Source organism: Delftia sp. HK171 (genome assembly GCF_001886655.1).
Lineage (GTDB): Bacteria > Pseudomonadota > Gammaproteobacteria > Burkholderiales > Burkholderiaceae_C > Comamonas > Comamonas acidovorans.
The window spans coordinates 5,746,382-5,769,410 of the sequence record NZ_CP018101.1 but is presented as its reverse complement, the minus strand read 5'-3'; the positions used below and the strand labels follow the sequence as shown (position 1 = coordinate 5,769,410).

Here is a 23,029-nt window from a genome sequence, read left to right as displayed (position 1 = left end):
CAGGAGTGCCAGCGTGCTGCTCTCTATGGTGATCGCCTACCTGTTCGTGACCATCGCCATCGGCCTGTGGGCGGCCAGGCGGGTCAAGAACACGGCCGACTTCGCAATTGCCGGGCGCCATCTGCCCATGTACATGATCATCACCACCACGTTTGCCACGTGGTTCGGCTCGGAGATCGTGCTCGGCGTGCCCGCCAAGTTCATCGAGGGCGGCCTGCGCGGCGTGGTCGAAGACCCGTTCGGCGCTGGCATGTGCCTGATCCTGGTGGGCCTGTTCTTCGCGGGCAAGCTGTACCGCATGACGCTGCTGACCATCAGCGACTACTACCGCCACCGCTATGGCCGGTCCATCGAGATCGTCTGCTCGCTGATCATCATGCTCAGCTACCTGGGCTGGGTCTCGGCCCAGGTCACGGCCCTGGGCCTGGTGTTCAACCTGCTGTCGGGCGGCACGGTCAGCATTCCCGTGGGCATGGCCATCGGCGTGGTGTCCATCCTGGCCTATACGCTGTTCGGCGGCATGTGGTCGGTGGCGGTGACGGACTTCCTGCAGATGATCATCCTGGTCGTCGGCCTGGTGGTGCTGGCCTGGTTTGCCAGCGACATGGCTGGCGGTGCCGGCAAGGTCATCGACCTGGCCGTGAGCCGCGATCTGTTCCAGTTCTGGCCCGAGCCCAGCTGGCATGAAATCCTCTTCTTCTTTGGCGCGGCCATCACCATGATGCTGGGCTCCATTCCCCAGCAGGACGTGTTCCAGCGCGTGATGTCGGCCCACAGCGAGAAGGCCGCCACGCGCGGCACCGTCATCGGTGGCTCGGCCTATATCTGCTTCGCCTTCGTACCCATGTTCCTCGTGGCCAGCGCGCTGATCATCATGCCGCAGGAGGCTGCGGAACTGCTCAAGCAGGACCCGCAGAAGGTGCTGCCCACCCTGGTCATGGACAAGATGCCCTTCGTCATGCAGGTGCTGTTCTTCGGCGCGCTGCTGTCGGCCATCAAGTCCTGTGCCTCGGCCACGTTGCTGGCGCCCAGCGTGACCTTCACCGAGAACATCTGGCGCCAGTTCCGCACCCAGGCCAGCGACCGGGAAATGCTGCTGGCCATGCGCATCAGCGTGCTCGTCTTCAGCATCTGCGTGCTGGCCTACTCGATCAAGATGGAAGGAACGCCCATCTATGAGCTGGTCTCCAGCGCCTACCAAGTGCCGCTGGTCGGCGCCTTCGTGCCCCTGGTCTTCGGGCTGTACTGGAAGCGCGCCACCACGCAGGGCGCCATTTGCGCCGTGGCACTGGGCATTGGCGTGTGGGTGGTCTTCATGGCCACTCCTGCTTTGCACGAGGCATTTCCGCAGCAATTGGCGGGCCTGCTGGCGGCTGTGACGGGGATGGTGGCCGGGTCACTGGCACCGCAGTGGCTGGCCAATCGCAGCGCAGACATTCTTGAATTCAGCCCCGAAAGGTAAGCGCTGCTGTTCATCATTTGCAAAAACAATTGATGACAATCATCAATAGTTATTAACTATATAGTCGGCAGCTGGGATTGTGGAGGTCCCGGAATGCTGACTTGGGTGGTGTGAAGCACAGGTCGTGACAGTACGGCGGACCTCCGAATAGCAAACGCTTGGGAGGAAGCACCGTCATGAAAACACTCAAACTGATTGCGAGGGCTCGCCGGCTGAAGCTGCGGCCTGTCGCTGGCGTCCGGTTCCGATGGAGTTGGCTTGGAGGCGCCTTGCTTGTGCCAGCCCTGTGCGGCCAGGTGGCAATGGCTGCGCCGAGGATCCCGGTCGCTCCGGTCATTGTCTGGAGCGAGGACTTCGAAAACCCGCAGACACCCCCCATCGGCACGGAGGGGCGGGATCTGCTGGCCTACCAGGGCGCGGACCCTGCGGGGCAGACGTACACCGCCGACCCCCTGTACCGGATGAGCGCCAACCAGTGCAATGGCATAGTGACGTCCTTCAGCCAGGCTCCAGGTTCGACGGTGATGATTGCGGCCTGCTCGGACCATGGCAATTGGAACAACCTGCAGCAGATGGCCGAGGTCGCCGGGCGCTATCAGGGCCAGAGTGCGGCGGCTGCACGCAACAATCACGTCATGGCAATGCTTACAGCGAATGGGACCTTTCCTGCTGGCGCAATTGCCTTTCGCACCGCCACCAATATTGCACAAAGTGCCAGCAGCAGATTCCTCACGGCCCGTACCGATGTGGTGGCGACCTTCTGCTCGTCGGGATTTGTTGCCCCGCTACTGCGTTTTTCCCTGATCAATGACGCTGGTACGGAGCTGCCCATCTCCACGAACGCGATCAATCCATGCGTGGGTGGACAGTCATTCAATACAACACCTATCGGTATTGCCGGCACCCAGACCGCTGTGGCCCAGACGGTGACTTCTCCGGGAGCACTGCTCTTCAGCGGGACCTCTGTCGGGTTTGTTCTGCACAACGACCAGACCAGCTCCATGGGCAACGATTCGTCGATCGACAACGCGCAGATCATCGATGTCACGCCGCAGCTGGACAAGGCCTTCTCGCCTGCCAGCATCCAACTCGGCCAGGTCTCCCGGCTGACCATGACCATCACCAATACGACCGATCTGCTGCGCAAGCGAGGCTGGTCGTTTACCGACAACCTGCCGGCAGGACTGGTCGTCGAGGGCAATGCCAGCAGCACCTGCCCCGGCACGACCGTGCAGGCTGCAGCAGGCGGCAGCACCGTGACCGTGTCCAACGGAGACCTGGCCCAGGGCGCCGCCTTCTGCGAGGTGAGCCTCGACGTGCGTCCGACCGCGACAGGCAGCTTCACCAACGGTCCTTCCAACCTCAGTCTTATTGGCCTGAACCAGCCGGCCACACTGGCTGTGCTGGCGGTTGCGCCAGCGGCCGACATGCAGGCCACCTCCATCACGCTTCCCACGACCATGACGGTGGGCGTGCCGGTGTCCGGCAGTTTCAGCTGCACCAATGCCGGCCCCAGTGCGGCGACGGCGGCTTCGTGCGTGATCTCCGGCCTGCCAGCCGGGGCGACCACGTCCTGCACGCCCAGCGTCCCCACGGCCTCGCCATTGGCATCGGGCGGCAGCATCGCCTGCACAGTGCAGTTCACGCCCACCACAACGGGCACCATCGCGGCCTTGGTGACGGCGAGCAGCAGCACGGTGGATCCGGTGCCGGCCAACAACACCAAGGCCCACCCCTTCAACCCCGTGGAGCGGGCCGACATGCAGGCCACCAGCGTCACGCTGCCGGCCACCGCCAACGTGGGTGTTCCCGTGAAGGGATCGTTCGTCTGCACGAATGCCGGCCCCAATGCGGCGGCCTTTGCCAATTGCTCCATCGCAGGGCTGCCGGCAGGTGCCAGCACCTCATGCACGCCTGCGGTGCCGACTGGCGCGCCGCTGGCCTCGGGTGCCAGCATTTCCTGCACGGTGAGCTTCACGCCCACCACGCAGGGCAGCCTGACAGCCACCGTGACGGCGGTCAGTGGAACCACGGACCCGGAGCCGGCCAACAATTCGCGTGACCAGGAGTTGGTGGTTGCTGCCGCATTGACGCCGGAGCCGGTCCCCGCCACCGGGGTGCCTGCCCTGGTGCTGATGGGCCTTGCCGTCATGCTGGCCGGTATGGGGATGCAGCGGCGCCGGGCACGGCGCTGAACATGGACGCGGCAGGCGCCCCGGCAGCGGGGCTTGCCGGCACCGCCCTGATGGAATGCCAGTCCGCGCGACTGGCATTTTGCATTTCGGGCCATCAGGTACCGACTGATGCATGCGGCTTGCGGCTCTCCGGCCTGGGCCTTTGGGGGCAAGGCAGCCGCAGTATCGGGCGGATGCCTATAATCGAAAGTTTTGCATCTTCTCTCGTATAAGCATTAGCGCCATGCCTATTTATGCATACAAGTGTGGCTCCTGCGGTCATGCCAAGGACGTGCTGCGGAAAATCTCGGACGCTCCGCTGACGACCTGCCCGGCCTGTGGTGCCGAGGCCTTTTCCAAGCAGCTGACGGCTGCCGGCTTCCAGCTCAAGGGCTCGGGCTGGTACGCGACCGACTTCAAGAACAGCGGCAGCAAGAGCGCCGCCACGCCGGCTCCAGCGGCAGACACCCAGGCCTCGGATACATCTGCCGCACCTGCGGCAACTGCGCCTGCTGCGGCCCCCGCATCTGCTCCCGCACCCTCCACGGGCCATTAATCAAGGCTTGCATTTCTCATGTCCGCTCTGCGCAAATGGCTGTTCGCCGGCCTGCTGGTGATTGTTCCTCTGGTGATCACGCTGGGCGTGCTCAACTGGATCATCGGCACGCTGGACCAGACGCTGGCCATCCTGCCCGAGGCCTGGCATCCGGACCGGCTGCTGGGTTTCCACATTCCCGGCTTCGGCGTGGTGCTCACGCTGCTGATCCTGCTGGTGGTTGGCGCTGCGGCCAGCAACTTCATCGGCCGCAAGCTTGTCTCCTGGGGCGATGCGGTGGTCAGCCGCATTCCCGTGGTGCGCTCCATCTATTCCAGCGTCAAGCAGGTGTCCGACACCGTCTTCTCGGACAGTGGCAATGCGTTTCGCACCGCCGTGCTGGTGCAGTGGCCGCGCGAAGGCGTCTGGACCGTGGCCTTCGTCACCGGCTCGCCCAGCGGAGAGGTCGCCGCCTATCTGCGTGACGAATACCTGAGCGTCTTCGTGCCGACAACGCCGAACCCGACGGGCGGCTATTTCGTCATCGTTCGCAAGAGCGATTGCATCGAGCTGGAAATGAGCGTGGATGCCGCGCTCAAGTACATTGTTTCGATGGGCGTGGTGACTCCTCCGGATCTCACACTGCCCGCGGAATCCAAATAACAAACTGTCGCGCCCATCCCGGGCGCAGGAAGCTTTTCATCATGGCCATGCGCTCCCATTACTGCGGTCTAGTGACCGAAGCCCTGATGGGCGAAACCGTTACCCTGTGCGGCTGGGTGAACCGTCGCCGCGACCATGGCGGCGTGATCTTCATCGACCTGCGCGACCGCGAAGGCTATGTGCAGGTGGTCTGCGACCCCGACCGTGCCGAGATGTTCAAGACTGCCGAAGGCCTGCGCAACGAGTTCTGCGTGCAGGTCAAGGGCCTGGTGCGCGCACGTCCCGAAGGCACGACCAACGACAAGCTCAAGAGCGGCCAGATCGAAGTGCTGTGCCACGAGCTGAACGTGCTCAACGCCTCGGTCACGCCCCCGTTCCAGCTGGATGACGAGAACCTGTCCGAGACCGTGCGCCTGACCAACCGCGTGCTGGACCTGCGCCGCCCCTACATGCAGCGCAACATGATGCTGCGCTACCGCACGGCCATCCAGGTGCGCAACTTCCTGGACAAGGAAGGCTTCATCGACATCGAAACGCCCATGCTGGGCAAGAGCACGCCCGAAGGCGCGCGCGACTACCTGGTGCCCAGCCGCGTGCACGATGGCGAGTTCTTCGCCCTGCCGCAGTCGCCCCAGCTGTACAAGCAGATGCTGATGGTGGCCGGCTACGACCGCTACTACCAGATCACCAAGTGCTTCCGCGACGAAGACCTGCGCGCCGACCGCCAGCCCGAGTTCACGCAGATCGACTGCGAGACCTCGTTCCTGGGCGAAGAGGAAATCCGCGCCATCTTCCAGCGCATGATCACCGAGGTCTTCAAGACCCAGCTGGACGTGGATCTGGGCGAGTTCCCGATGATGACGTACCAGGATGCGGCCTTCCGCTTCGGCTCGGACAAGCCCGACCTGCGCGTCAAGCTCGAGTTCACCGAACTGACCGAAGTCATGAAGGACGTGGACTTCAAGGTGTTCTCCACCCCCGCCACGACCAAGGGCGGCCGCGTGGTCGCGCTGCGCGTGCCCGGCGGCTCGCAGATCTCGCGCGGCGAGATCGACCAGTACACCGAATTCGTCAAGATCTACGGCGCCAAGGGCCTGGCCTGGATCAAGGTCAACGAAGTGGCCAAGGGCCGCGATGGCCTGCAGTCTCCCATCGTCAAGAACCTGCATGACGCGGCCATTGCAGAGATCCTCAAGCGCACGGGCGCACAGGACGGCGACCTCATCTTCTTCGGCGCCGACAAGGAAAAGATCGTCAACGACTCCATCGGCGCGCTGCGCCTGAAGGTGGGCCACAGCGAATTCGGCAAGGCCAACGGCCTGTTCGAGAACCGCTGGGCGCCGCTGTGGGTGGTGGACTTCCCCATGTTCGAGCACGACGAGGAAAACGACCGCTGGGCGGCCGTGCACCATCCCTTCACCTCGCCCAAGGACGGCCACGAGGAACTCATGGTCACCGACCCGGCCAACTGCCTGGCCAAGGCCTACGACATGGTCCTGAACGGCTGGGAGCTGGGTGGCGGCTCGGTGCGTATCCACCGCGCCGACGTGCAGAGCAAGGTGTTTGACGCGCTCAAGATCTCGCCCGAAGACGCTCGCGCCAAGTTCGGCTACCTGCTGGACGCGCTGCAGTACGGCGCGCCCCCGCACGGTGGCCTGGCCTTTGGCCTGGACCGCCTGATCACGCTGATGACGGGTGCCGACTCCATCCGTGACGTGATCGCCTTCCCCAAGACCCAGCGTGCCCAGGACCTGCTGACCCAGGCGCCTTCGCCCGTGGACGAAAAGCAGCTGCGCGAGCTGCACATCCGCCTGCGCAACCCGCTGGCGGCCACCCAGGGCTGAGGACCGGGCCTGGCGGCTTGATACGGACGGCAGAAGCTGGCAAAGCTTCTGCCGTTTTTCTTTTTGCGGAGAGCTTTCATGCGTTTTCAAGGCATTGCATCGCTGGCGCTGGCTGTGCTGGCAGGGCTGGGCCTGTCCGGCTGCGGGGAAAAGAAGACCGAGCTGGGGCAGGGCGGCTCGGAGATCACCGGCTCCGCCGGGCCCCTGGGCGCGAACAATGGCTCGCGCGAACTCGTGCGCTGCGACGCGCCCGTGGCCACGCTGGCCCTGGCCGAGAATCCCAACGGCTACGTCATGGGGTCGGGCTACCAGCTGCCTGCCTCGCCCGTGCCGCTGATCAAGCTGCTGGCCCAGCAAAGCGGCTGCTTTCGTGTGGTGGATCGGGGCGCGGGCCTGCGCGGCACGGTGCAGGAGCAGGACCTGAAGAACGCCGGCGTGCTGCGCGAGAGCTCCACGGTGCGCAAGGGCCGTGGCTATGAGGCGCAATACACGCTGACGCCCAGCCTGACCTTCAGCGAGCAGGACGCGGGCCGGGGCCTGGCCGGCGTGGTTGCCATGATTCCGGTGCTGCGGGACATCGCGGGGCTGGCCGGCATGGTCGAGCAGGTCAAGTTCAAGGAGGCGCAGACCGCGCTGCTGCTGTCGGACAACGAAACCACCGAGCAGGTGGCCGCTGCCACGGGCGCCGCCCGCACCACCGATCTGGGCGTGGGCGGCATGGTGCTGGGCCGCCTGGGCGCGGCGGGCGCGGGCTGGAGCAATACCAACGAGGGCAAGGTCATCGCCGCCGCCTTTCTGGATGCGCACAACCAGCTCGTGCATCAGGTGCGCGCGCTGCAGGCCAAGGAGCTGCCACCGCCCGTGGCGACCAAAGCGGTCCAGGGCAAGGGCTGATGCCTGCCATGCCAGGCTACAAGATCCCTGAATCGGTGCTGGTCGTCATCTACCGCGATGACGGGCAGGTGCTGCTGATGCGCCGCACGGCACCGGCGCCTGAGGGCGGGGAGTTCTGGCAGTCGGTGACGGGCAGCAAGGACCATGAAGGCGAGTCCTGGCGCGAGACCGCAGTGCGCGAGGTGCGGGAAGAAACCGGCATCGATCCCGAGGCGCCCGGCTGCCTGCTGCAGGACTGGGCGCTGGAGAACATCTACACCATCTACCCGGCCTGGCAGCACCGCTATGCGCCCGGTGTATGGCACAACCGCGAGAGGGTTTTCGGCCTGCGGATTCCGTCCTACACCCCTGTGTTCTTGAATCCGAGGGAACATACCGCATCTGCTTGGCATCATTGGCATGACGCTGCCGAGCGCTGCTACTCCCCGTCCAATGCGGAAGCCATCCTGATGCTGCCGCGATTCGCTTCACTGGAGCTGGACTGATCCCGATCCCTGTGTTCCTGACCGCCTATGACTGACAACGTGAAATCCTCCCACGAGGTGGACCCCGGCCCGTCCATACTGCGCGTCGCGACCTACAACATCCACAAGGGCGTGCAAGGCATGGGTCCCGTGCGCCGCCTTGAGATCCACAACCTGGGACACGCTGTGGAGCAGCTCGATGCCGACATCGTCTGCCTGCAGGAAGTGCGCAAGATGAACCACAAGGAGGCCGCCTACTTCGAGCGCTGGCCCCAGGTGTCGCAGGCGGAGTATCTGGCTCCCCTGGGATACGAGGCCGTCTACCGCACCAATGCCTACACGCGCCATGGCGAGCATGGCAACGCGCTGCTCACCCGCTGGCCCGTGGTGGGCCACCAGCACGAGGACATCTCAGACCACCGCTTCGAGCAGCGGGGCCTGCTGCATGTGGAGGTGGAAGTGCAGAACCGGCGCGTGCACACCATCGTGGTGCACCTGGGCCTGATCCCCGGCAGCCGCGTGCGCCAGGTCTCACAGCTCAAGCGCTTCATCGAGCGCGAGGTGCCGCCCGGCGCGCCCGTGGTGGTGGCTGGCGACTTCAACGACTGGGGTGGCCAGATCAAGCGCATGCTCGGCGGTTTCGGCCTGTACGAATACGACGAATTGCCCAGCGTGCCCACCTATCCCTCGCGCCTGCCGCTGGCCCAGCTGGACCATGTCTACGTGCGCGGCCTCACCCCGCTGGGACTGCATGTGCCCAAGGGACGCATCTGGTGGCGCATGTCCGACCATCTGCCGCTGATTGCCGAATTCCGCCTCTAGCCCCGGGTTCTGTCACACAAGCCATTCTTTTGCTATTGAAATGATAGCTTTCAGCGCGGGCAGAACCTGCGTTTGGGTGGAAAATCCCTTGCGTGCCATGCCGCGGGTTTCGCTGTTACCATGCCAGCCATGTTCAGAGAACTCGTCGACATGAAACAAGACAGCCAGGCCGAGGGCACCCCCGTCTCGGTCAAGATCCGCGAACGGTTGAAGCAGGCGCAAAAGCGCTTTCATGCGAACGACAACATCTCCGAATTCATCGAGCCCGGTGAACTCGAGCTGTTGCTCGACGAAGTCCAGGACAAGATGCAGGGCGTGCTCGACAGCATGGTCATCGACACCACGCACGACCACAACACGCGCGCCACGGCGCGCCGCGTGGCCAAGATGTATGTCAACGAGGTGTTCCGCGGCCGCTATGTGGCGCAGCCCGCCATCACCGAGTTCCCCAACGCCGAGCACCTCAACGAGCTGATGATCGTCGGCCCGATCACGGTGCGCAGCGCCTGCAGCCACCATCTGTGCCCGGTGATCGGCAAGATCTGGATCGGCGTGCTGCCCAACAAGAACACCAATGTCATCGGCCTGTCCAAGTACGCGCGGCTGGTGGACTGGATCATGGGCCGCCCCCAGATCCAGGAAGAGGCCATCATCCAGCTGGCCGACCTGATCCTCGACAAGACCCGCCCCGACGGCCTGGCCGTGGTCATGGAGGCTTCGCACTTCTGCATGTCCTGGCGCGGCGTGCGCGAGATGGACAGCAAGATGCTGAACTCCGTCATGCGCGGCGCCTTCCTCACCAATCCTGAACTGCGCCGCGAGTTCCTCTCGCTGGTGTCCAGCCGCAGGTAACTCCCCGGGGTGGCGTCCCCGGACGCCTCAAGCAACACCCCAGGCTGCGCAGTGCGCGGCCTTTTTTCTTTCCCGCGCCACGCCCCGCTTTCCCCGGACCTGCCCATGTCGCTGCAAGCCTTTGCCCTGATCATCATTGCCGGCCTCATCCATGCAGGCTGGAACATCGTGGCCAAGAAGGCGGGCGGCGACTCGCGCTTCGCTTTCTTCACCTCGGTCATCATGATGGTGATCTGGGCACCGCTGGGCTGGTGGGTGGGGCGCGATGTGGTGCCCACATGGGGGCGCAACGAATGGCTGGTGGTGCTGGCCAGCGGCCTGCTGCACGTGGCCTACTACGTGACCTTGCTGCGTGGCTACCGCAGCGCGGACCTCACCGTGGTCTATCCGCTGGCGCGCGGCTCTGGGCCGCTGCTGTCGTCCATGGTGGCGGTGGTCTTCCTGGGGGAGCAGATTTCCTCGCTGGGCGTGCTGGGCATTGCCGGCGTGGTGGTTGGCGTGTTCCTGATCGCGGGCGGCCCCGGCCTGCTGCGCGCACGCCATGACCCCGAAGCGCGCGAGCGGCTGCGGCTGGGCCTGTGGTACGGCCTGCTGACGGGCGCCTTCATCGCCAGCTACACCGTGGTGGACGGCTACGGCGTGAAGATGCTGTTGATGTCGCCCATCCTCATCGACTACATGGGCAACTTCGTGCGCGTATTCCTGCTCGCTCCCGTGGTGCTGCGCGACCTGCCCACTGCGCGCAGCCTGTGGCGCACGCAGTGGCGCTTCGCGGCCCTGGTGGCGCTGATCAGCCCCATCGCCTATGTGCTGGTGCTCTACGCCATGCAGGATGCGCCCATGTCGCACGTGGCGCCTGCGCGCGAAGTCTCCATGCTGTTCGCGGCGCTGATCGGCGGCCACATGCTGCGCGAAGGCGACCGCCTGGCGCGCATTGCGGGCGCGGTGTGCATTGCCGTCGGCGTGACGGCGCTGGGCCTGGGCTGAGCGCCATGGCGGCAATGCGGGTGCTGGGCTGCGATTTCAGCAGCCGGCCTACGGCGCGCAAGCCCATCACCATGACCCTGGGCCGTCTGCTGGCTGGCGACACGGTGGTCCTGCAGGAGCTGCTGGAGTTCGCCTCGCTGGACGCATGGGCTGCCTGGCTGGCCCGGCCCGCCGATGCAGCGCAGTCGGCCTGGGTGGGTGGATTCGACCTGCCTTTCGGCCTGCCGCGCGAACTGGTGGAGCAACTGGGCTGGCCCACGGACTGGGCGGCCTGCATGGATCACTACGCCGGCCTCACGCGCCAGGCCATACGCGAGCAGTTCAGGGCCTTTTGCGCGGCGCGGCCCGCAGGCGGCAAGTTTGCGCACCGCGCCACGGACGGGCCTGCGGGGGCCAGCCCTTCCATGAAATGGGTGAACCCGCCCGTGGCCTACATGCTGCATGCCGGGCTGCCCTTGCTGCGCGCGGCCGGCGTGCATCTGCCGGGCCTGCAACGGCCAAGCGAAGGCGATGCGCGCCGCGTGGCGCTGGAAGCCTACCCGGGCATGCTGGCGCGCGCCGTGATCGGGCGCCTCAGTTACAAAAGCGACGAGCCCGCGCGGCAAACGCCCGAACGCCATCAGGCGCGTGTGCAATTGCTGGCGGCGCTGGAGAGCGGCGACAACCCGCTGGCGCTGCGCCTGCAGATTGATGGCGAAGAAGCCCGCAACCAGTTGCTGGCAGACGGCAGCGGAGACCGGCTGGACGCCGTGATCTGCATGCTGCAGGCCGCCTGGGCCGCGGCCCGCCATGCGCAGGGCGATGCGCTCTACGGGTTGCCGCACGACCTGGATCCGCTGGAAGGCTGGATCGTCACGGCGCAAGCCTGACCCAAGCCGCGCTGGAACATGCGATGAATCGAAAAGAGAGAAGCGATGCCGACCTTTGAAACCCTGCTGGCCTTTTTTGGCGTGGCCGTGCTGCTGGGCCTGAGCCCGGGGCCTGACAACCTGTTCGTGCTCATGCAATCGGCCCAGCGTGGCTGGGGCGTGGGCCTGTGCGTGGTGCTGGGCCTGTGCCTGGGGCTGGTGGTGCATACGGCGGCGGTTGCGTTGGGCTTGGCGGCGCTGGTGGCTGCATCGCCCCTGCTGTTCACCGCCATCAAGCTGTGCGGCGCGGCCTATCTGGCCTGGCTGGCCTGGGGCGCGCTGCGCGCCGTGGCCCGGCCGGGCGAGATGCCGCTGGCCGGCGCAGCCGACCCGCTGACCCCCGCACGGGCGCTGCGCTGGGTGGGGCGTGGCGTGGTGATGAACCTCACCAATCCCAAGGTGCTGATCTTCTTCCTGGCCTTTCTGCCGCAGTTCGCGGACCCCGCGCGCGGCAGCGTGGCCACCCAGGTGATGGTGCTGGGCTGCGTGTTCATGCTGGCGGCGCTGCTGGTGTTCGGCGCCATCGCCTGCTGTTCGGGCTGGTTCGGCGTGCTGCTCCAGCGCTCCGTGCGCGCCCAGAACTGGCTCAACCGCGTGGCCGGGCTGGTCTTTCTGGGCATGGCCGTGCGGCTGGCCCTGGTGCAGCGTTAGGAATACTCTGCTTTTCGCTGCGGGCCACGGCGCGAGGGCCGGGCCGTGGCACAGTCCACGCCATGCTTTCCCGATTGCGCAATCTTTCATGGCCTGCCGCCTTGCTGATGGCCGGATTGTCCGGACTGGCCCTGCTGATGGCGGCGGCCTGGCTGGTGGGCAGCCTGTTGAGCCAGCCGGACCACCAGCCTGTCGGCGCGCCGCCCGCGGACTGGCCGGTCCAGACGCTGCAGTTGCCCACCGACGAGGGCGGGCAGGTCCGGGGCTGGTTCGCCAAGGGGCAGCCGGGCCATGGTGCCGTGCTGCTGCTGCACGGCGTGTACGCAGACCGGCTGGCCATGCTGGCGCGTGCGCGCATGCTCCATCGGCAGGGGTACTCCGTCTGCCTGATCGACCTGCCCGCGCACGGCGAAAGCAGTGGCGAGCGCATCAGCTTCGGCATGGCCGAAGGCGCAGGCGTGCGTGCCGCCATGGCCTATGTGCGGCAACAGCTGCCGGGCGAGAAGGTGGCGGTGATCGGCACATCGCTGGGCGGCGCGGCCCTGCTTTTGTCCCATGTGGCCCCGGGGCCGGATGCGGTGGTGCTGGAGTCCGTGTTCCCCGACATCCGGCAGGCCATAGACAACCGCGTGCGCGCGCACATCGGCTGGCTGGCGGACGTGGTCACGCCCTTGCTGGCGTGGCAGCTGCCGCTGCGCCTGCATCTGGAGCTGGCGCAACTGCGTCCCATAGACCATGTGAAGGCGCTGGGCGCTCCCGTGCTGATCGCGGCCGGGCTGCAGGACCGGCACACCACGCCCGCAGAAACCCGCGAGCTGTTCGATGCGGCGCGTGAGCCCAAGGCGCTGTGGATGGTGGAGGGCGCCGCGCATGTGGACCTGTACGACTACGCGCCCAAGCCCTACGAGCTGCGGGTGCTGGGATTCCTGGATCGATATCTGGGCCATTGATGGAGACAATGGCTGGCAGGCCTTGACCTGCCCATCTGACGCCGTCTCCACCAAGCCCATGCCACAGACCACGGCCCACACCATTGCCATTGCCCAGGTCCTGCAGATCGTGCAGGGCGTGCAGCGCAATGGCATGGATGTGCCAGCCATCCTGCGCCGCGCCGGCATTGCGCCGGCCCTGCTGGATGCGCCGCTGTCGCGCGTGACCCAGGCGCAGTACGCGGCACTGATCCGCGTGCTGCGCCGCGTCTGCCGCGACGAGCTGTGGGGCCTGTGCCGCCATCCGCTGCCCGTGGGCAGTTTTGCCCAGGCCTGCCGCACCATGCTGCCCTGCCGCACGCTGGGCGAGGCATTGCAGGCCGGGCTGCGTTTCTACCGCCTGGTGCTGCGCGACTTCGCTCCCCGGCTGCAGGTGGTGGATGGCGTGGCCCGCATCGCCATGGTGTCGCTGCGCGAGCGTGATGCGCCGCTGGCCTATGCCGAGCGTTCCTTTTGCTTTCTGGGCTATGGCGTCATGTCCTGGCTGGTGTCGCGCAGGATTGAGCTGACGGGCGTGTGCGCGCCGGCCGGAGCCAGCATGCCGTATGGCACGGAGGCGCAGCGCCTGTTCCTGGCGCCGCTGCAGCGTGACCGCGACTTCACGGGGCTGGAGTTCGATGCGCGCTGGCTGGAGCTGCCCGTGGTGCAGACCCCGGAGAGCCTGGCCGAATTCCTGGACCAGGCGGCCATGGGCCTGGTGATCCGCTACCGCGACCGCACGCGCCTGGGCGAGCGCATCCGCCGCCTGCTGCGCCGCGATCTGGCGGGGGAGCTGCCTTCGCTGGAGCAGGTGGGCGCCGCGCTGTCCATGACACCGCAGACGCTGCGCCGCCGCCTGCGCGACGAAGGCCTGGGCTTCCAATCCCTCAAGGACGACCTGCGCCGCGACGCCGCCATCGAATTGCTGAACCGCCCGGATCTGACCCTGGCCGACATCGCGGCCCGCGTGGGGTTTGCGGAGGCCAGCACCTTTCACCGCGCCTTCAAGGGCTGGACCGGCCTGCCGCCGGGCGCCTACCGGCAGGCCCAGCATCGCGGCCGCTGATCTTTTTTGCCAATCATTTTGAGACGATCGGCGATTGGTGGCGGAAGGCCCGGTGGCCACACTGTCCATGGACCCTGCCACTGCGGCAGGGCACACCGCCCCGCCAACGAGGGCGGAGCACCGAAGGACAAGGAGACAAGCCATGGAATCGAGCCGACGCGGCTGCCTGCGGGCGGCGCTGGCATGCGCCGCCAGCGCCTCACTGGGTGCCGCCCTGGGAACGGCATCGCCGATCGCCTTTGCACAGCCTGCAGGCGGTGCCTATCCGTCCAAGCCGCTGCGCATGGTGATTCCCTACCCGGCAGGCGGCGGCACGGACATCATCGGCCGCATCATTGCCCAGCAACTGAGCCAGGCCTGGGGCCAGCCCGTGGTGGTGGAGAACCGGCCGGGCTCCAGCGGCATCATCGGCGGCGACGTGGTGGCCAAGTCGGCGCCCGATGGCTATACGCTGCTGCTGGGGATCACGGCCATGATCCAGTCGCCGGCGCTGTACGCAAAGATGCCCTATGACGTGCTCAGGGACTTTGCCCCCGTATCGCAGGTGGCCCTGTCCTCGGACTTGTTCGTGGTGCCGCGCGACGTTCCGGCCACGACGCTGCAGGAGTTCATCGCCCTGGTCAAGGCCCATCCGGGCAAGTACAGCAACGGCAACTACGGCAACGGCACCTCCTCGCACATGCATGGCGAACTGCTGCGTGCCAGGGCCGGGCTGGATCTGGCGCTGATTCCCTACAAGGGCGCGGCACCGCTGGTCAACGATGTGCTGGGCGGGCAGCTGTCGTCGGGCTTCATCGACGTGTCCTCGGCCAATGCGCACCTGAAGTCCGACAAGATCCGCATCCTGGCCATCACCGGCATGCAGCGCCATCCGGCGCTGCCCGATGTGCCCACCTTTGCCGAGCTGGGGCTGGCGGGCTTCGAGGCCAATGGCTGGTTCGCCACCTTCGTGGCGGCGGGAACGCCCCGGCCCATCGTGGACAAGCTCTCGGCCGAGGTTCGGCGCATCGTGGCCTCGCCCGAACTCAGCGGCCGCCTGGCTGCCATGGGGCTGCGCCCGGTGGGCGGCACGCCCGAGGAGCTGTCAGCGGCCATGGCGCGCGACCTGCCGCGCTGGGCGCGCATCGTCAAGGATGCGGGAATCAGGCTGGAGTAGCCGGCACTGCGCGTGCCCGCGCCTGTGCCCCGTCTTCGCTGTCGCCAGTGCCCCGGCCCGGCGGAAGGGGCTGTGGCCAGGCAGGCTGTGGCCAGGCAGGCTGCGGCGGCCGCAGCTGCTCCAGCACGCGGCTGAGCCGCAGCACGCCCAGGTCGTCAAAGCGGCGGCCCGCGATCTGCACGCCGATGGGCAGCTGCCCGTCATGCCCGCAGGGCACGGACGCGGCGGGCTGCTCGGACATGTTGTAGGGCACGGTGAAGGCAATGTGCTCCAGCGGTCGCAGCGGGTCGTTGGTGGGGCTGGGCAGGTGGGCCGGGAAAGCCGTGATGGGCGCCACGGGCGACAGCACATAGTCGAAGGCCGCCGTGGCCCGCACCGTAGCCACGCGCAGCAGGTGCGATTGCTGGCTGGCCACGAACAGCTGGGTGGCGGTGATGGACCCGGCACTGTCGGCCCAGTCGCGGATGAAGGGCAGGACCACGCGGCGCTGGGCGTCCGGCAGCGACTGCATTTCCACATGCGAGCGCATGCGCCAGAAATGGTCGAGGCCGTCGAGCATGTCGCGTGTGAGCCAGGGCTGGATGATCTCGATATGGGCGCCGGCCGATTCCAGCCAGGCCGCAGCCTGCTCCACCACGGCACGCACGCGGGGCTGCAGGGGCAGGCCGCAGCCGGCATCCAGCAGCAGGCCTATGCGCAGGCCGCGCACCTGGGCAGGGTCCATGTCGAAGCCGCTCCAGGCAATGTCCTGGTGCGGCAGGCCCATGCTGTCGCGCGCATCGGGCAGGGACAGGGCCTGCATCATCAGTGCGGCATCGGCCACGCTGCGCGTCATGGGACCGGCGCAGCGGCCGGTATAGGGCGGGTCGATGGGCACGCGGCCCAGGCTGGGCTTGAGGCCGAAGATGCCGCACCAGCCTGCGGGCAGGCGGATGGAGCCGCCAATGTCCGTGCCCACATGCAGCGGCCCGTAGCCGGCCGCCGCAGCGGCGCCCGCGCCTGCGCTGGAGCCGCCCGGCGTCTTGTCCGGATCCCAGGGGTTGAAGGTGTTGCCGTGCAGCGAGGACAGGCCCGAGGACAGCATGCCGTAGTCGGGCATGGTGGTCTTGGCGAAGAGGATGGCGCCCGCTTCGCGCAGGCGCGCAGCGGGTGGTGCGTCCAGCGGGGCGGCGACCTGGGGCGTGGCGGCCGTGCCCACGGGGGTGGGGTCGCCGCGCGTGGCGATGTTGTCCTTGACCGTGGCGGGGACGCCGTCCAGCAGGCCTGCCGGCTCGCCGCGCAGCCAGCGCGCCTCGCTGGCGCGTGCCTGGGCCAGTGCGGCCTCGGGGCGCAGCAGGTAGGTGGCGCCCAGGGCCGGCTCCCAGCGCTGCACATGGGCCAGCAGCTCGTGCATGACCTCGACGGGCGAGAGGCTGCGCTCCCGGTAGGCGCGCAGCAGCGCATGGGCGGGTAGGTCGTGCAGGGCCTGTGTCGTTCCAGTCATCGCGGCTTCCTTGAGGATGGCGGTTCCAGCGGCAGATCTGCCGCAGTGTGGACCGGGGCCACCGGCGCGCCTGTCGCCTGTGGCTCAGCCGGTGCGCGGCTCAGGTGGCCCAGGACAGTGCCGAGAGATCGTTGACGAAGATGGGCATGTCCTTCCACAGTCCGCGCAGGTTCTTGTTGGCCACGGTGACCCATTGCGGCGTGTAGAGGAAGGCGTGCACGCAATCCTGGGCCAGCAGGCGCTGGGCATCGCCCAGCAGGCGCGAGCGGTCGGCGGGGCGCGAGGCGTTCTTGATCTTGTCGTACAGCTCGTTGAACTGGGCGGACTCGTAGCCCCAGTAGTAGTCGGGCTTGGCGAAGTTGCCCAGATCGAAGGGCTCGACATGGGAGATCAGCGTCAGGTCGTAGTTCTTGAGGGTGTAGGTGCCCGACAGCCACTGCGCCCATTCGACGTTCTGCAGCTTGGCGCGGATGCCGATCTTGGCCAGCTGCGCGGCAATCACCTCGCCGCCCTGGCGCGCGTAGGGCGTGGGTGGCAGCGTCATGGTCAGCTCCAGCGGAGTCTTGACGCCGGCCTCGGCCAGCAGCGCCTTGGCCTTTTCCACGTCGAAGGGGTTGATGCCCGTGGTGTCCACATAGCCAAAGGCCGTGGGCACGTAGTAGCTGCCGATGGGCAGGCCGTAGCCGTCGCCCGCGCCGTCGATCACGGCCTTGCGGTCGATGGCCGCGGCGATGGCGCGGCGCACGCGCGCGTCGCCCAGGGGCTTGCGTGCGTTGTTCATGGCCAGGATGGTCTTGGCGCGCGAGCCGCTGACCACGACCTGGAAGCGCCCGTTGGCCTTGAACTGGGCCACGCTGCGCGGCGTCACGCGCGGGAAGGCATCGACGTCGCCAGCCAGCAGCGCAGCGACCTGGGCCGCAGGGTCCGAGATGAAGCGAAAGCTGGCGCGGCGAATGCGCAGGCCGGAGGCCATGCGGTGCTGCGGCCAGGCCGTGAGCGTGACCGAGGCGCCCTTGCTCCAGTTGCCCAACTGGTAGGGGCCCGTGCCCACGGGGCGCGTGGCGTTGGTGGCCGCGCTCTTGGGCTCGACGATGATGGAAGTCGCCTGGCCGAGCACGAAGAGGAAGTCGGGATCGATGTCCTTGTTGATCACGACCACGGTATGGTCGTCCACCACGCGCGTGGACAGGGAGGCGAAGGTCCGCTTGTCCTTGTTGGTGCTCTTGTCGTCGCCCGCCCGGTCGAAGGAGTACTTCACGCTGTGGGCGTTGCAGGGCTCGCCGTTCTGAAAACTCACGCCCTTGCGCAGGCGGAAGGTGTAGGTCTTGAGGTCGGGCGAGACCTCCCAGCTCTCGGCCAGCAGCGGCGAGACGCTGCCGTCCGGGTTGATCTTGGTCAGCGTCTCGAACAGGTTGTAGAGCACGATCTCGCCGATGGACGATGCGGCCCCGGCCGTGGGGTCCAGCCCCGGGGGCTCCAGCGTCATCGCCAGCGTGATGCTGTCCTTGCGGCTCTGGGCCAGCGCAGGCCAGGGCATCAGCAGGGGCAGGCCGGCAGCAGCGGAGCTGGCCAGCAGGGAACGGCGGTTGAACATGAACAGGTCTCCGGAAATTCTTGCAGATGGTTCTCGGGCCGCTGTCTGCGGCCTGCAGCAGTGTTTTTACACCACGGCGCACGGGTGCGTGGCCCTGGGGGCCTGGTCCGCGCGGGCGGCCGTCAGCTTTCAGGCCCGGTGCTGCAGGGCGATGCGCGGCACGGCCCGGACCAGGGCCTGCGTATATGGGTGCTGCGGGGCGTGGAACAGCTGCTGCGGCGCTCCGCGCTCGACGATGCGGCCCTCGCTCAGCACGATGGCGTCGTCGCACAGGTGCTGGACCACGGCCAGGTCGTGGCTGATGAACAGATAGGACAGGCCCAGCTGCTGCTGCAGATCGTGCAGCAGGTTCAGCACCTGGGCCTGCACCGATACGTCCAGCGCACTCACGGGCTCATCGGCCACGATGAGGCGGGGCCGTGTGATCAATGCCCGCGCAATGGCGATGCGCTGGCGCTGGCCGCCCGAGAACTCGTGCGGGTACTTGTCCAGGTCCTGCACGCGCAGGCCGACCTGTTCCAGCGTGGCGCGGGCCTGGTCGCGCCGGGCGCTGCGTTCGGGCGACGCAGGCTGGGCGAGCAGGGGTTCGCAGACGATGTGCTCCACCGTCATGCGCGGGTCCAGCGAGCCGTAGGGGTCCTGGAACACCATCTGGAAGTCGCGGCGTGCCGTCCGCAGTGCCTGGCGACCCAACTGGTGCAGATCCTGGCCCAGCAGCCGTACGCTGCCGGCGCTGGGCGTGTCCAGCGCCATGACCAGGCGTGCCAGCGTGGACTTGCCTGAGCCCGACTCGCCCACCACGCCCAGGCTGCGCCCCGCCGTCAGCGTGAAATCCACGCCACGCAGCGCATGCACCTGCTCCGGCGCGCGCCACAGCGACCGGCGCGGCAACTGGTAGCTGCGGGCCAGGCCTGTCACTTGCAGCAGGGGGGCATCGGAGGCCGGTGGCGTCTGGACCGGTGGCGCCTGGAGGGGGTGCCCTGTCATGCGCATTCCTGTGCAGGCAGGCCCTGTGCAATGGCCTCGGGGCGCAGGCAGCGCACCACATGCGGCTGTGCCCAGGCCTGCAGGGATGCGGGCGTGGGCCGCTGCGGGCGCTCCAGTACCACGGGGCGCGGGCGCTCGCTGTGGCAGGCCGGCTCGGTGAAGCTGCAGCGGCCCGCGAAGGCGCAGCCGGCCGGCAGGTCCACCAGCTCGGGCACGGTGCCGGCAATGGTGGGCAGCCGGGCCGGCGGCAGGCTGCCGGGGGCGGACAGGTCCAGCTGGGGCCTGGCCGCGAACAGGCCGCGTGTATAGGGATGGGCGCGGCGCGCGAAGATGGCCTCGGTCATGCCGCTTTCGACCACGCTGCCGCCGTACATGACCAGCAACTGCTCCACGTTCTGCGCGATCACGCCCAGGTCGTGCGAGATCAGCAGCAGGGCCATGGAATGCTCGGCCACCAGTTCCTGCAGCAGGTCCAGGATTTGCTGCTGAACGGTCACGTCCAGCGCCGTCGTGGGTTCGTCGGCAATCAGCAGGTCGGGCCCGCAGGCCAGGGCCATGGCGATGGTGATGCGCTGGCGCTGGCCGCCCGAGAACTGGTGCGGATAGTCGTCATAGCGCTGGGCCGCACGGGCAATGCCCACGCGCTCCAGCAGCGCCACCGCATGCGCTCGCGCGGCCTGGCGGCCCAGGCGCAGGTGATGGCGCAGCGGCTCGGCCACCTGGCGGCCGATGCCGTGCACGGGGTTCAATGCCGTCATCGGCTCCTGGAACACCATGGCCATGCGGTTGCCGCGCAGGCGGCACAGCGCGTTCTCGTCCATGTCCAGCAGCTCCTTGCCGTTGAGCTGGATGCTGCCGTCCACCTGGGCATGCTCTGGCAGCAGGCCCATCAGCGCCAGGGCGGTCAGCGACTTGCCGCAGCCCGACTCGCCGATCAGGCCCAGCGTGGCGCCGCGCTCCAGGATGAACTCCAGGTTCTGCACGGCGCGCGCGCGGCCGCGCGGGGTCTGCAAGGTGATGGTGAGGCCGGAGACTTCGAGCAGGGGCATGGGCGCGTGCCTTCCTCAGCGCTGGCGCGACAGGCGCGGGTCGAGCAGATCGCGCAGCCCGTCGCCCAGCAGGTTGAGCCCGAGCACCGACAGCGCAATGGCCAGGCCCGGCCACACGGCCAGCAGCGGTGCCTGGAACATGAGGGTCTGCGCCTCGCTGAGCATGCGGCCCCATGAGGCCTGGGGCGGCTGCGTGCCCAGGCCCAGATAGGACAGGGCGGCCTCGGCCAGAATGGCCAGCGCGAACTGGATGGTGGCCTGCACCACCAGCACCGGCAGGATGTTGGGCAGCACATGGCGCCAGGTGATGCTGGCGCGGCCATGGCCGCAGGCGCGTGCGGCCAGCACGTATTCGCGCGCCCACACGGCCTTGGCCGATGCCCGCGTGATGCGCGCGAAGGTGGGAATGTTGAAGATGCCGATGGCAATGATGGCGTTGACGATGCCTGCGCCGAACACGGCCGTGAGCATGATGGCCGACAGCAGCGCGGGAAAGGCAAAGCTGAAATCGGCCAGCCGCATGATGGCCTCTTCCACCCAGCCCCTGCAGGCTGCCGCGACCAGGCCCAGCGCCACGCCCATCGACAGCCCGATGCCCACGGCAATCACGCCGACCAGGATGGAGCTGCGCGCGCCCAGGAACAGCAGCGAGGCCACGTCCCGCCCATAGGCGTCGGTGCCCAGCCAGTGCAGGGCGCCCGGTGCAGCCAGCTTGGCGTCCATGTCCATGTCGTAGGCAGAGCCCGGCGTCCACCAGAAAGACAGCAGGGCCGTGAGCAGCAGCAGCGCGGTCAGCACCGCCCCCAGCAGGAAGCTGCGGTGGCCCAGCATGCGCCGGCCCGCTCCGGCGGGCGCGCGCAGGGTGACGGCCCGCGTGGGCCGGTGGCCCGCTGGCGAGGCGGAGGGCGGGGGCGAAGGAGGGCTGTGCGGCTGGCTCATACGTCGCTGGCTTCGATGCGCGGATCAATGGCCGCGTACAGCACGTCCACGATGAAGTTGATGACCACCACCATGGCCGCCAGCAGCAGCACGCAGTTGCGCACCACGATCAGGTCGCGGTTGGCGATGGACTGGAGGATCAGCCGGCCCAGGCCCGGCAGGTAGAACACGTTCTCCACCACGATGGTGCCGGCCAGCAACTGGGCGAACTGCAGACCCATGACCGTGAGCACGGGAATCATGGCGTTGCGCAGCACATGGCCCCAGAGCACGGCACGGCGCGACAGGCCCTTGGCGCGGGCCGTGCGCACGAAGTCCTCGCGCAGCACCTCCAGCACGGCCGAGCGCGTGATGCGCGCCAGGATGGCCGCCTGCACCACGGCCAGCGAGATGGCCGGCAGCAGCAGCGCCTGCAGTGCCTGCAGCGGGCCGCCGCCGTCGGCCTCGCTCCAGCCGGGAAAGCCGCCGGCGGAAAACCATTGCAGCTTCACCGAGAACACCAGGATCAGCAGGATGGCAAACCAGAAATTGGGGATGGCGATGCCGACCTGTGCCAGGCCCATGATGCCCAGGTCGCCCCAGCGGTTGTGGCGCGATGCGGCATAGATGCCGGCGGCCAGTGCCAGCACGGTCGTGATGAGCATGGCCATCACGGCCAGCGGCACGGTGACGGCCAGCCGCTCCAGCACCAGCTCGCTGACCGGTGTGCTGTAGGCGTAGCTCAGTCCCATGTCGCCGTGCAGCAGCCCCTGCAGCCACTGCAGGTAGCGCTGCCAGGCCGGCTGGTCCAGCCCCAGTTGCACGGCCAGCGCCTGCACCGCCTCGGGCGCGGCATCGGGGCCCATCAGCGTCTGGGCGGCATTGCCCGGCAGCACTTCCAGCACGCCGAAAACCACGGCCGATGCGCCCAGCAGCGTGGCTGCCAGCATCAGCAGGCGCTTGAGCAGAAAGATGCTCATGGGCAATCGGCCTCGGCAGGGTGGGTGGCGGTCACGTCGGCGGAGTGGGTGGGTTGTTCTTGGAAGGGCCCGAATGGTACTGCGCACGGCCCATGCTCGCAGCATAGCGGCCTTTGAAGCGGCAGGGCCCCGATGAACGGGGACGCGGCCATCGATTTCAGGGCGCCGGGCTTGCCCGTGCAGCCTCCATGCTTATGTGGCGGACAGGATAATGGCGGCATGACTGATGCCACCTTGCTGCAAGGCCCCTTCGGGGCGCATGGGCCCGCCCGGCCCGGAGCGTGGCTGGCACTTGCGAGGGACCTGCCATGGCTTTGATGATCACCGACGAATGCATCAACTGCGATGTCTGCGAGCCCGAGTGCCCGAACGATGCAATCTCCATGGGCGAGGAGTACTACGAGATCGAGCACAGCAAGTGCACGGAGTGCGTGGGCCATTTCGATGAGCCCCAGTGCGTGCAGATCTGCCCGGTGGCCTGCATTCCCGTGAATCCCGCCCATGTGGAAGACCGCGAGACGCTGATGCAGAAGTACCTGCGTCTGCAGTCCCAGGCTCCCGCTTCTTCCTGA

General features: G+C 67.5%; 22 protein-coding genes. 16 read left to right on the top strand and 6 right to left on the bottom strand.

From position 1 onward, the window contains the following. Positions 1–13 precede the first annotated feature (13 nt). The 15 genes from BO996_RS25795 (at position 14) to BO996_RS25725 (ending at position 15,446) form a co-directional block, all read left to right on the top strand. Positions 14–1,462, top strand: a complete 1,449-nt coding sequence (locus BO996_RS25795; RefSeq protein WP_013800841.1) for a sodium:solute symporter family protein — start codon at positions 14–16, stop codon at positions 1,460–1,462. Between the two features lie 176 nt (positions 1,463–1,638). Next, positions 1,639–3,657, top strand: a complete 2,019-nt coding sequence (locus BO996_RS25790) for a DUF7933 domain-containing protein (RefSeq protein WP_071956717.1) — start codon at positions 1,639–1,641, stop codon at positions 3,655–3,657. A gap of 223 nt (positions 3,658–3,880) precedes the next feature. Beyond that, on the top strand, positions 3,881–4,192 hold the full coding sequence (locus tag BO996_RS25785) for an FmdB family zinc ribbon protein (RefSeq protein WP_034396889.1): 312 nt from the start codon (positions 3,881–3,883) through the stop codon (positions 4,190–4,192). 18 nt (positions 4,193–4,210) lie between these two features. Beyond that, complete coding sequence (locus BO996_RS25780) at positions 4,211–4,834, top strand: DUF502 domain-containing protein (RefSeq protein WP_012207252.1); 624 nt, start codon at positions 4,211–4,213, stop codon at positions 4,832–4,834. Positions 4,835–4,875: 41 nt separating this feature from the next. After that, complete coding sequence (gene aspS, locus BO996_RS25775; protein WP_043824963.1) at positions 4,876–6,678, top strand: aspartate--tRNA ligase; 1,803 nt, start codon at positions 4,876–4,878, stop codon at positions 6,676–6,678. 78 nt (positions 6,679–6,756) lie between these two features. Further along, the gene (locus tag BO996_RS25770; protein ID WP_063328218.1) at positions 6,757–7,572 is read left to right on the top strand and encodes a CsgG/HfaB family protein; all 816 of its coding nucleotides are present in this window, start codon (positions 6,757–6,759) and stop codon (positions 7,570–7,572) included. 8 nt (positions 7,573–7,580) lie between these two features. Then, a complete protein-coding gene (gene nudB, locus BO996_RS25765; protein WP_034398928.1) occupies positions 7,581–8,057 on the top strand; it encodes a dihydroneopterin triphosphate diphosphatase in 477 nt (158 codons plus the stop codon). A gap of 27 nt (positions 8,058–8,084) precedes the next feature. Beyond that, a complete protein-coding gene (locus BO996_RS25760) occupies positions 8,085–8,858 on the top strand; it encodes an endonuclease/exonuclease/phosphatase family protein (protein ID WP_012207248.1) in 774 nt (257 codons plus the stop codon). A gap of 129 nt (positions 8,859–8,987) precedes the next feature. Further along, positions 8,988–9,710: a GTP cyclohydrolase I gene (folE, locus tag BO996_RS25755; RefSeq protein WP_013800846.1), complete on the top strand. Its 723-nt coding sequence runs from the start codon at positions 8,988–8,990 to the stop codon at positions 9,708–9,710. Between the two features lie 105 nt (positions 9,711–9,815). Next, positions 9,816–10,697 (top strand): EamA family transporter, encoded by an 882-nt coding sequence (locus BO996_RS25750; RefSeq protein WP_013800847.1) that lies wholly within the window; start codon positions 9,816–9,818, stop codon positions 10,695–10,697. A 14-nt stretch (positions 10,698–10,711) separates the two neighbouring features. After that, the gene (locus BO996_RS25745; protein ID WP_071956716.1) at positions 10,712–11,566 is read left to right on the top strand and encodes a DUF429 domain-containing protein; all 855 of its coding nucleotides are present in this window, start codon (positions 10,712–10,714) and stop codon (positions 11,564–11,566) included. 45 nt (positions 11,567–11,611) lie between these two features. Further along, positions 11,612–12,256, top strand: coding sequence for a LysE family translocator (locus BO996_RS25740; RefSeq protein ID WP_071956715.1), 645 nt, complete (start codon positions 11,612–11,614; stop codon positions 12,254–12,256). A 62-nt stretch (positions 12,257–12,318) separates the two neighbouring features. Beyond that, entirely contained in the window at positions 12,319–13,206 is an 888-nt protein-coding gene (locus BO996_RS25735) for an alpha/beta hydrolase (RefSeq protein WP_083571197.1), read from the top strand. A 58-nt stretch (positions 13,207–13,264) separates the two neighbouring features. Further along, on the top strand, positions 13,265–14,290 hold the full coding sequence (locus BO996_RS25730; RefSeq protein WP_012207242.1) for an AraC family transcriptional regulator: 1,026 nt from the start codon (positions 13,265–13,267) through the stop codon (positions 14,288–14,290). A 142-nt stretch (positions 14,291–14,432) separates the two neighbouring features. Further along, on the top strand, positions 14,433–15,446 hold the full coding sequence (locus BO996_RS25725) for a Bug family tripartite tricarboxylate transporter substrate binding protein (RefSeq protein WP_071956714.1): 1,014 nt from the start codon (positions 14,433–14,435) through the stop codon (positions 15,444–15,446). Here the strand turns inward: BO996_RS25725 and BO996_RS25720 are convergent. From BO996_RS25720 to BO996_RS25695, 6 genes are all read right to left on the bottom strand, one after another. Next, complete coding sequence (locus BO996_RS25720; protein WP_071956713.1) at positions 15,433–16,929, bottom strand: amidase; 1,497 nt, start codon at positions 16,927–16,929, stop codon at positions 15,433–15,435. The genes BO996_RS25725 and BO996_RS25720 overlap by 14 nt on opposite strands. Positions 16,930–17,029: 100 nt before the next feature. Continuing rightward, positions 17,030–18,523 carry an ABC transporter substrate-binding protein gene (locus BO996_RS25715; protein WP_013800854.1) on the bottom strand — a complete coding sequence of 498 codons (1,494 nt, stop codon included), beginning with the start codon at positions 18,521–18,523 and terminating at the stop codon, positions 17,030–17,032. A 129-nt stretch (positions 18,524–18,652) separates the two neighbouring features. After that, positions 18,653–19,510 carry an ATP-binding cassette domain-containing protein gene (locus tag BO996_RS25710; protein WP_071956712.1) on the bottom strand — a complete coding sequence of 286 codons (858 nt, stop codon included), beginning with the start codon at positions 19,508–19,510 and terminating at the stop codon, positions 18,653–18,655. Then, entirely contained in the window at positions 19,507–20,559 is a 1,053-nt protein-coding gene (locus BO996_RS25705) for an ABC transporter ATP-binding protein (protein ID WP_063328213.1), read from the bottom strand. The genes BO996_RS25710 and BO996_RS25705 overlap by 4 nt, the downstream gene beginning before the upstream one ends. 15 nt (positions 20,560–20,574) lie before the next feature. Then, a complete protein-coding gene (locus BO996_RS25700; protein ID WP_071956711.1) occupies positions 20,575–21,498 on the bottom strand; it encodes an ABC transporter permease in 924 nt (307 codons plus the stop codon). Further along, positions 21,495–22,457: an ABC transporter permease gene (locus BO996_RS25695; protein ID WP_071956710.1), complete on the bottom strand. Its 963-nt coding sequence runs from the start codon at positions 22,455–22,457 to the stop codon at positions 21,495–21,497. The genes BO996_RS25700 and BO996_RS25695 overlap by 4 nt, the downstream gene beginning before the upstream one ends. A 308-nt stretch (positions 22,458–22,765) precedes the next feature. Here BO996_RS25695 and BO996_RS25690 point away from each other — a divergent pair, with 308 nt between their 5' ends. After that, positions 22,766–23,029 carry a YfhL family 4Fe-4S dicluster ferredoxin gene (locus BO996_RS25690; RefSeq protein ID WP_012207234.1) on the top strand — a complete coding sequence of 88 codons (264 nt, stop codon included), beginning with the start codon at positions 22,766–22,768 and terminating at the stop codon, positions 23,027–23,029.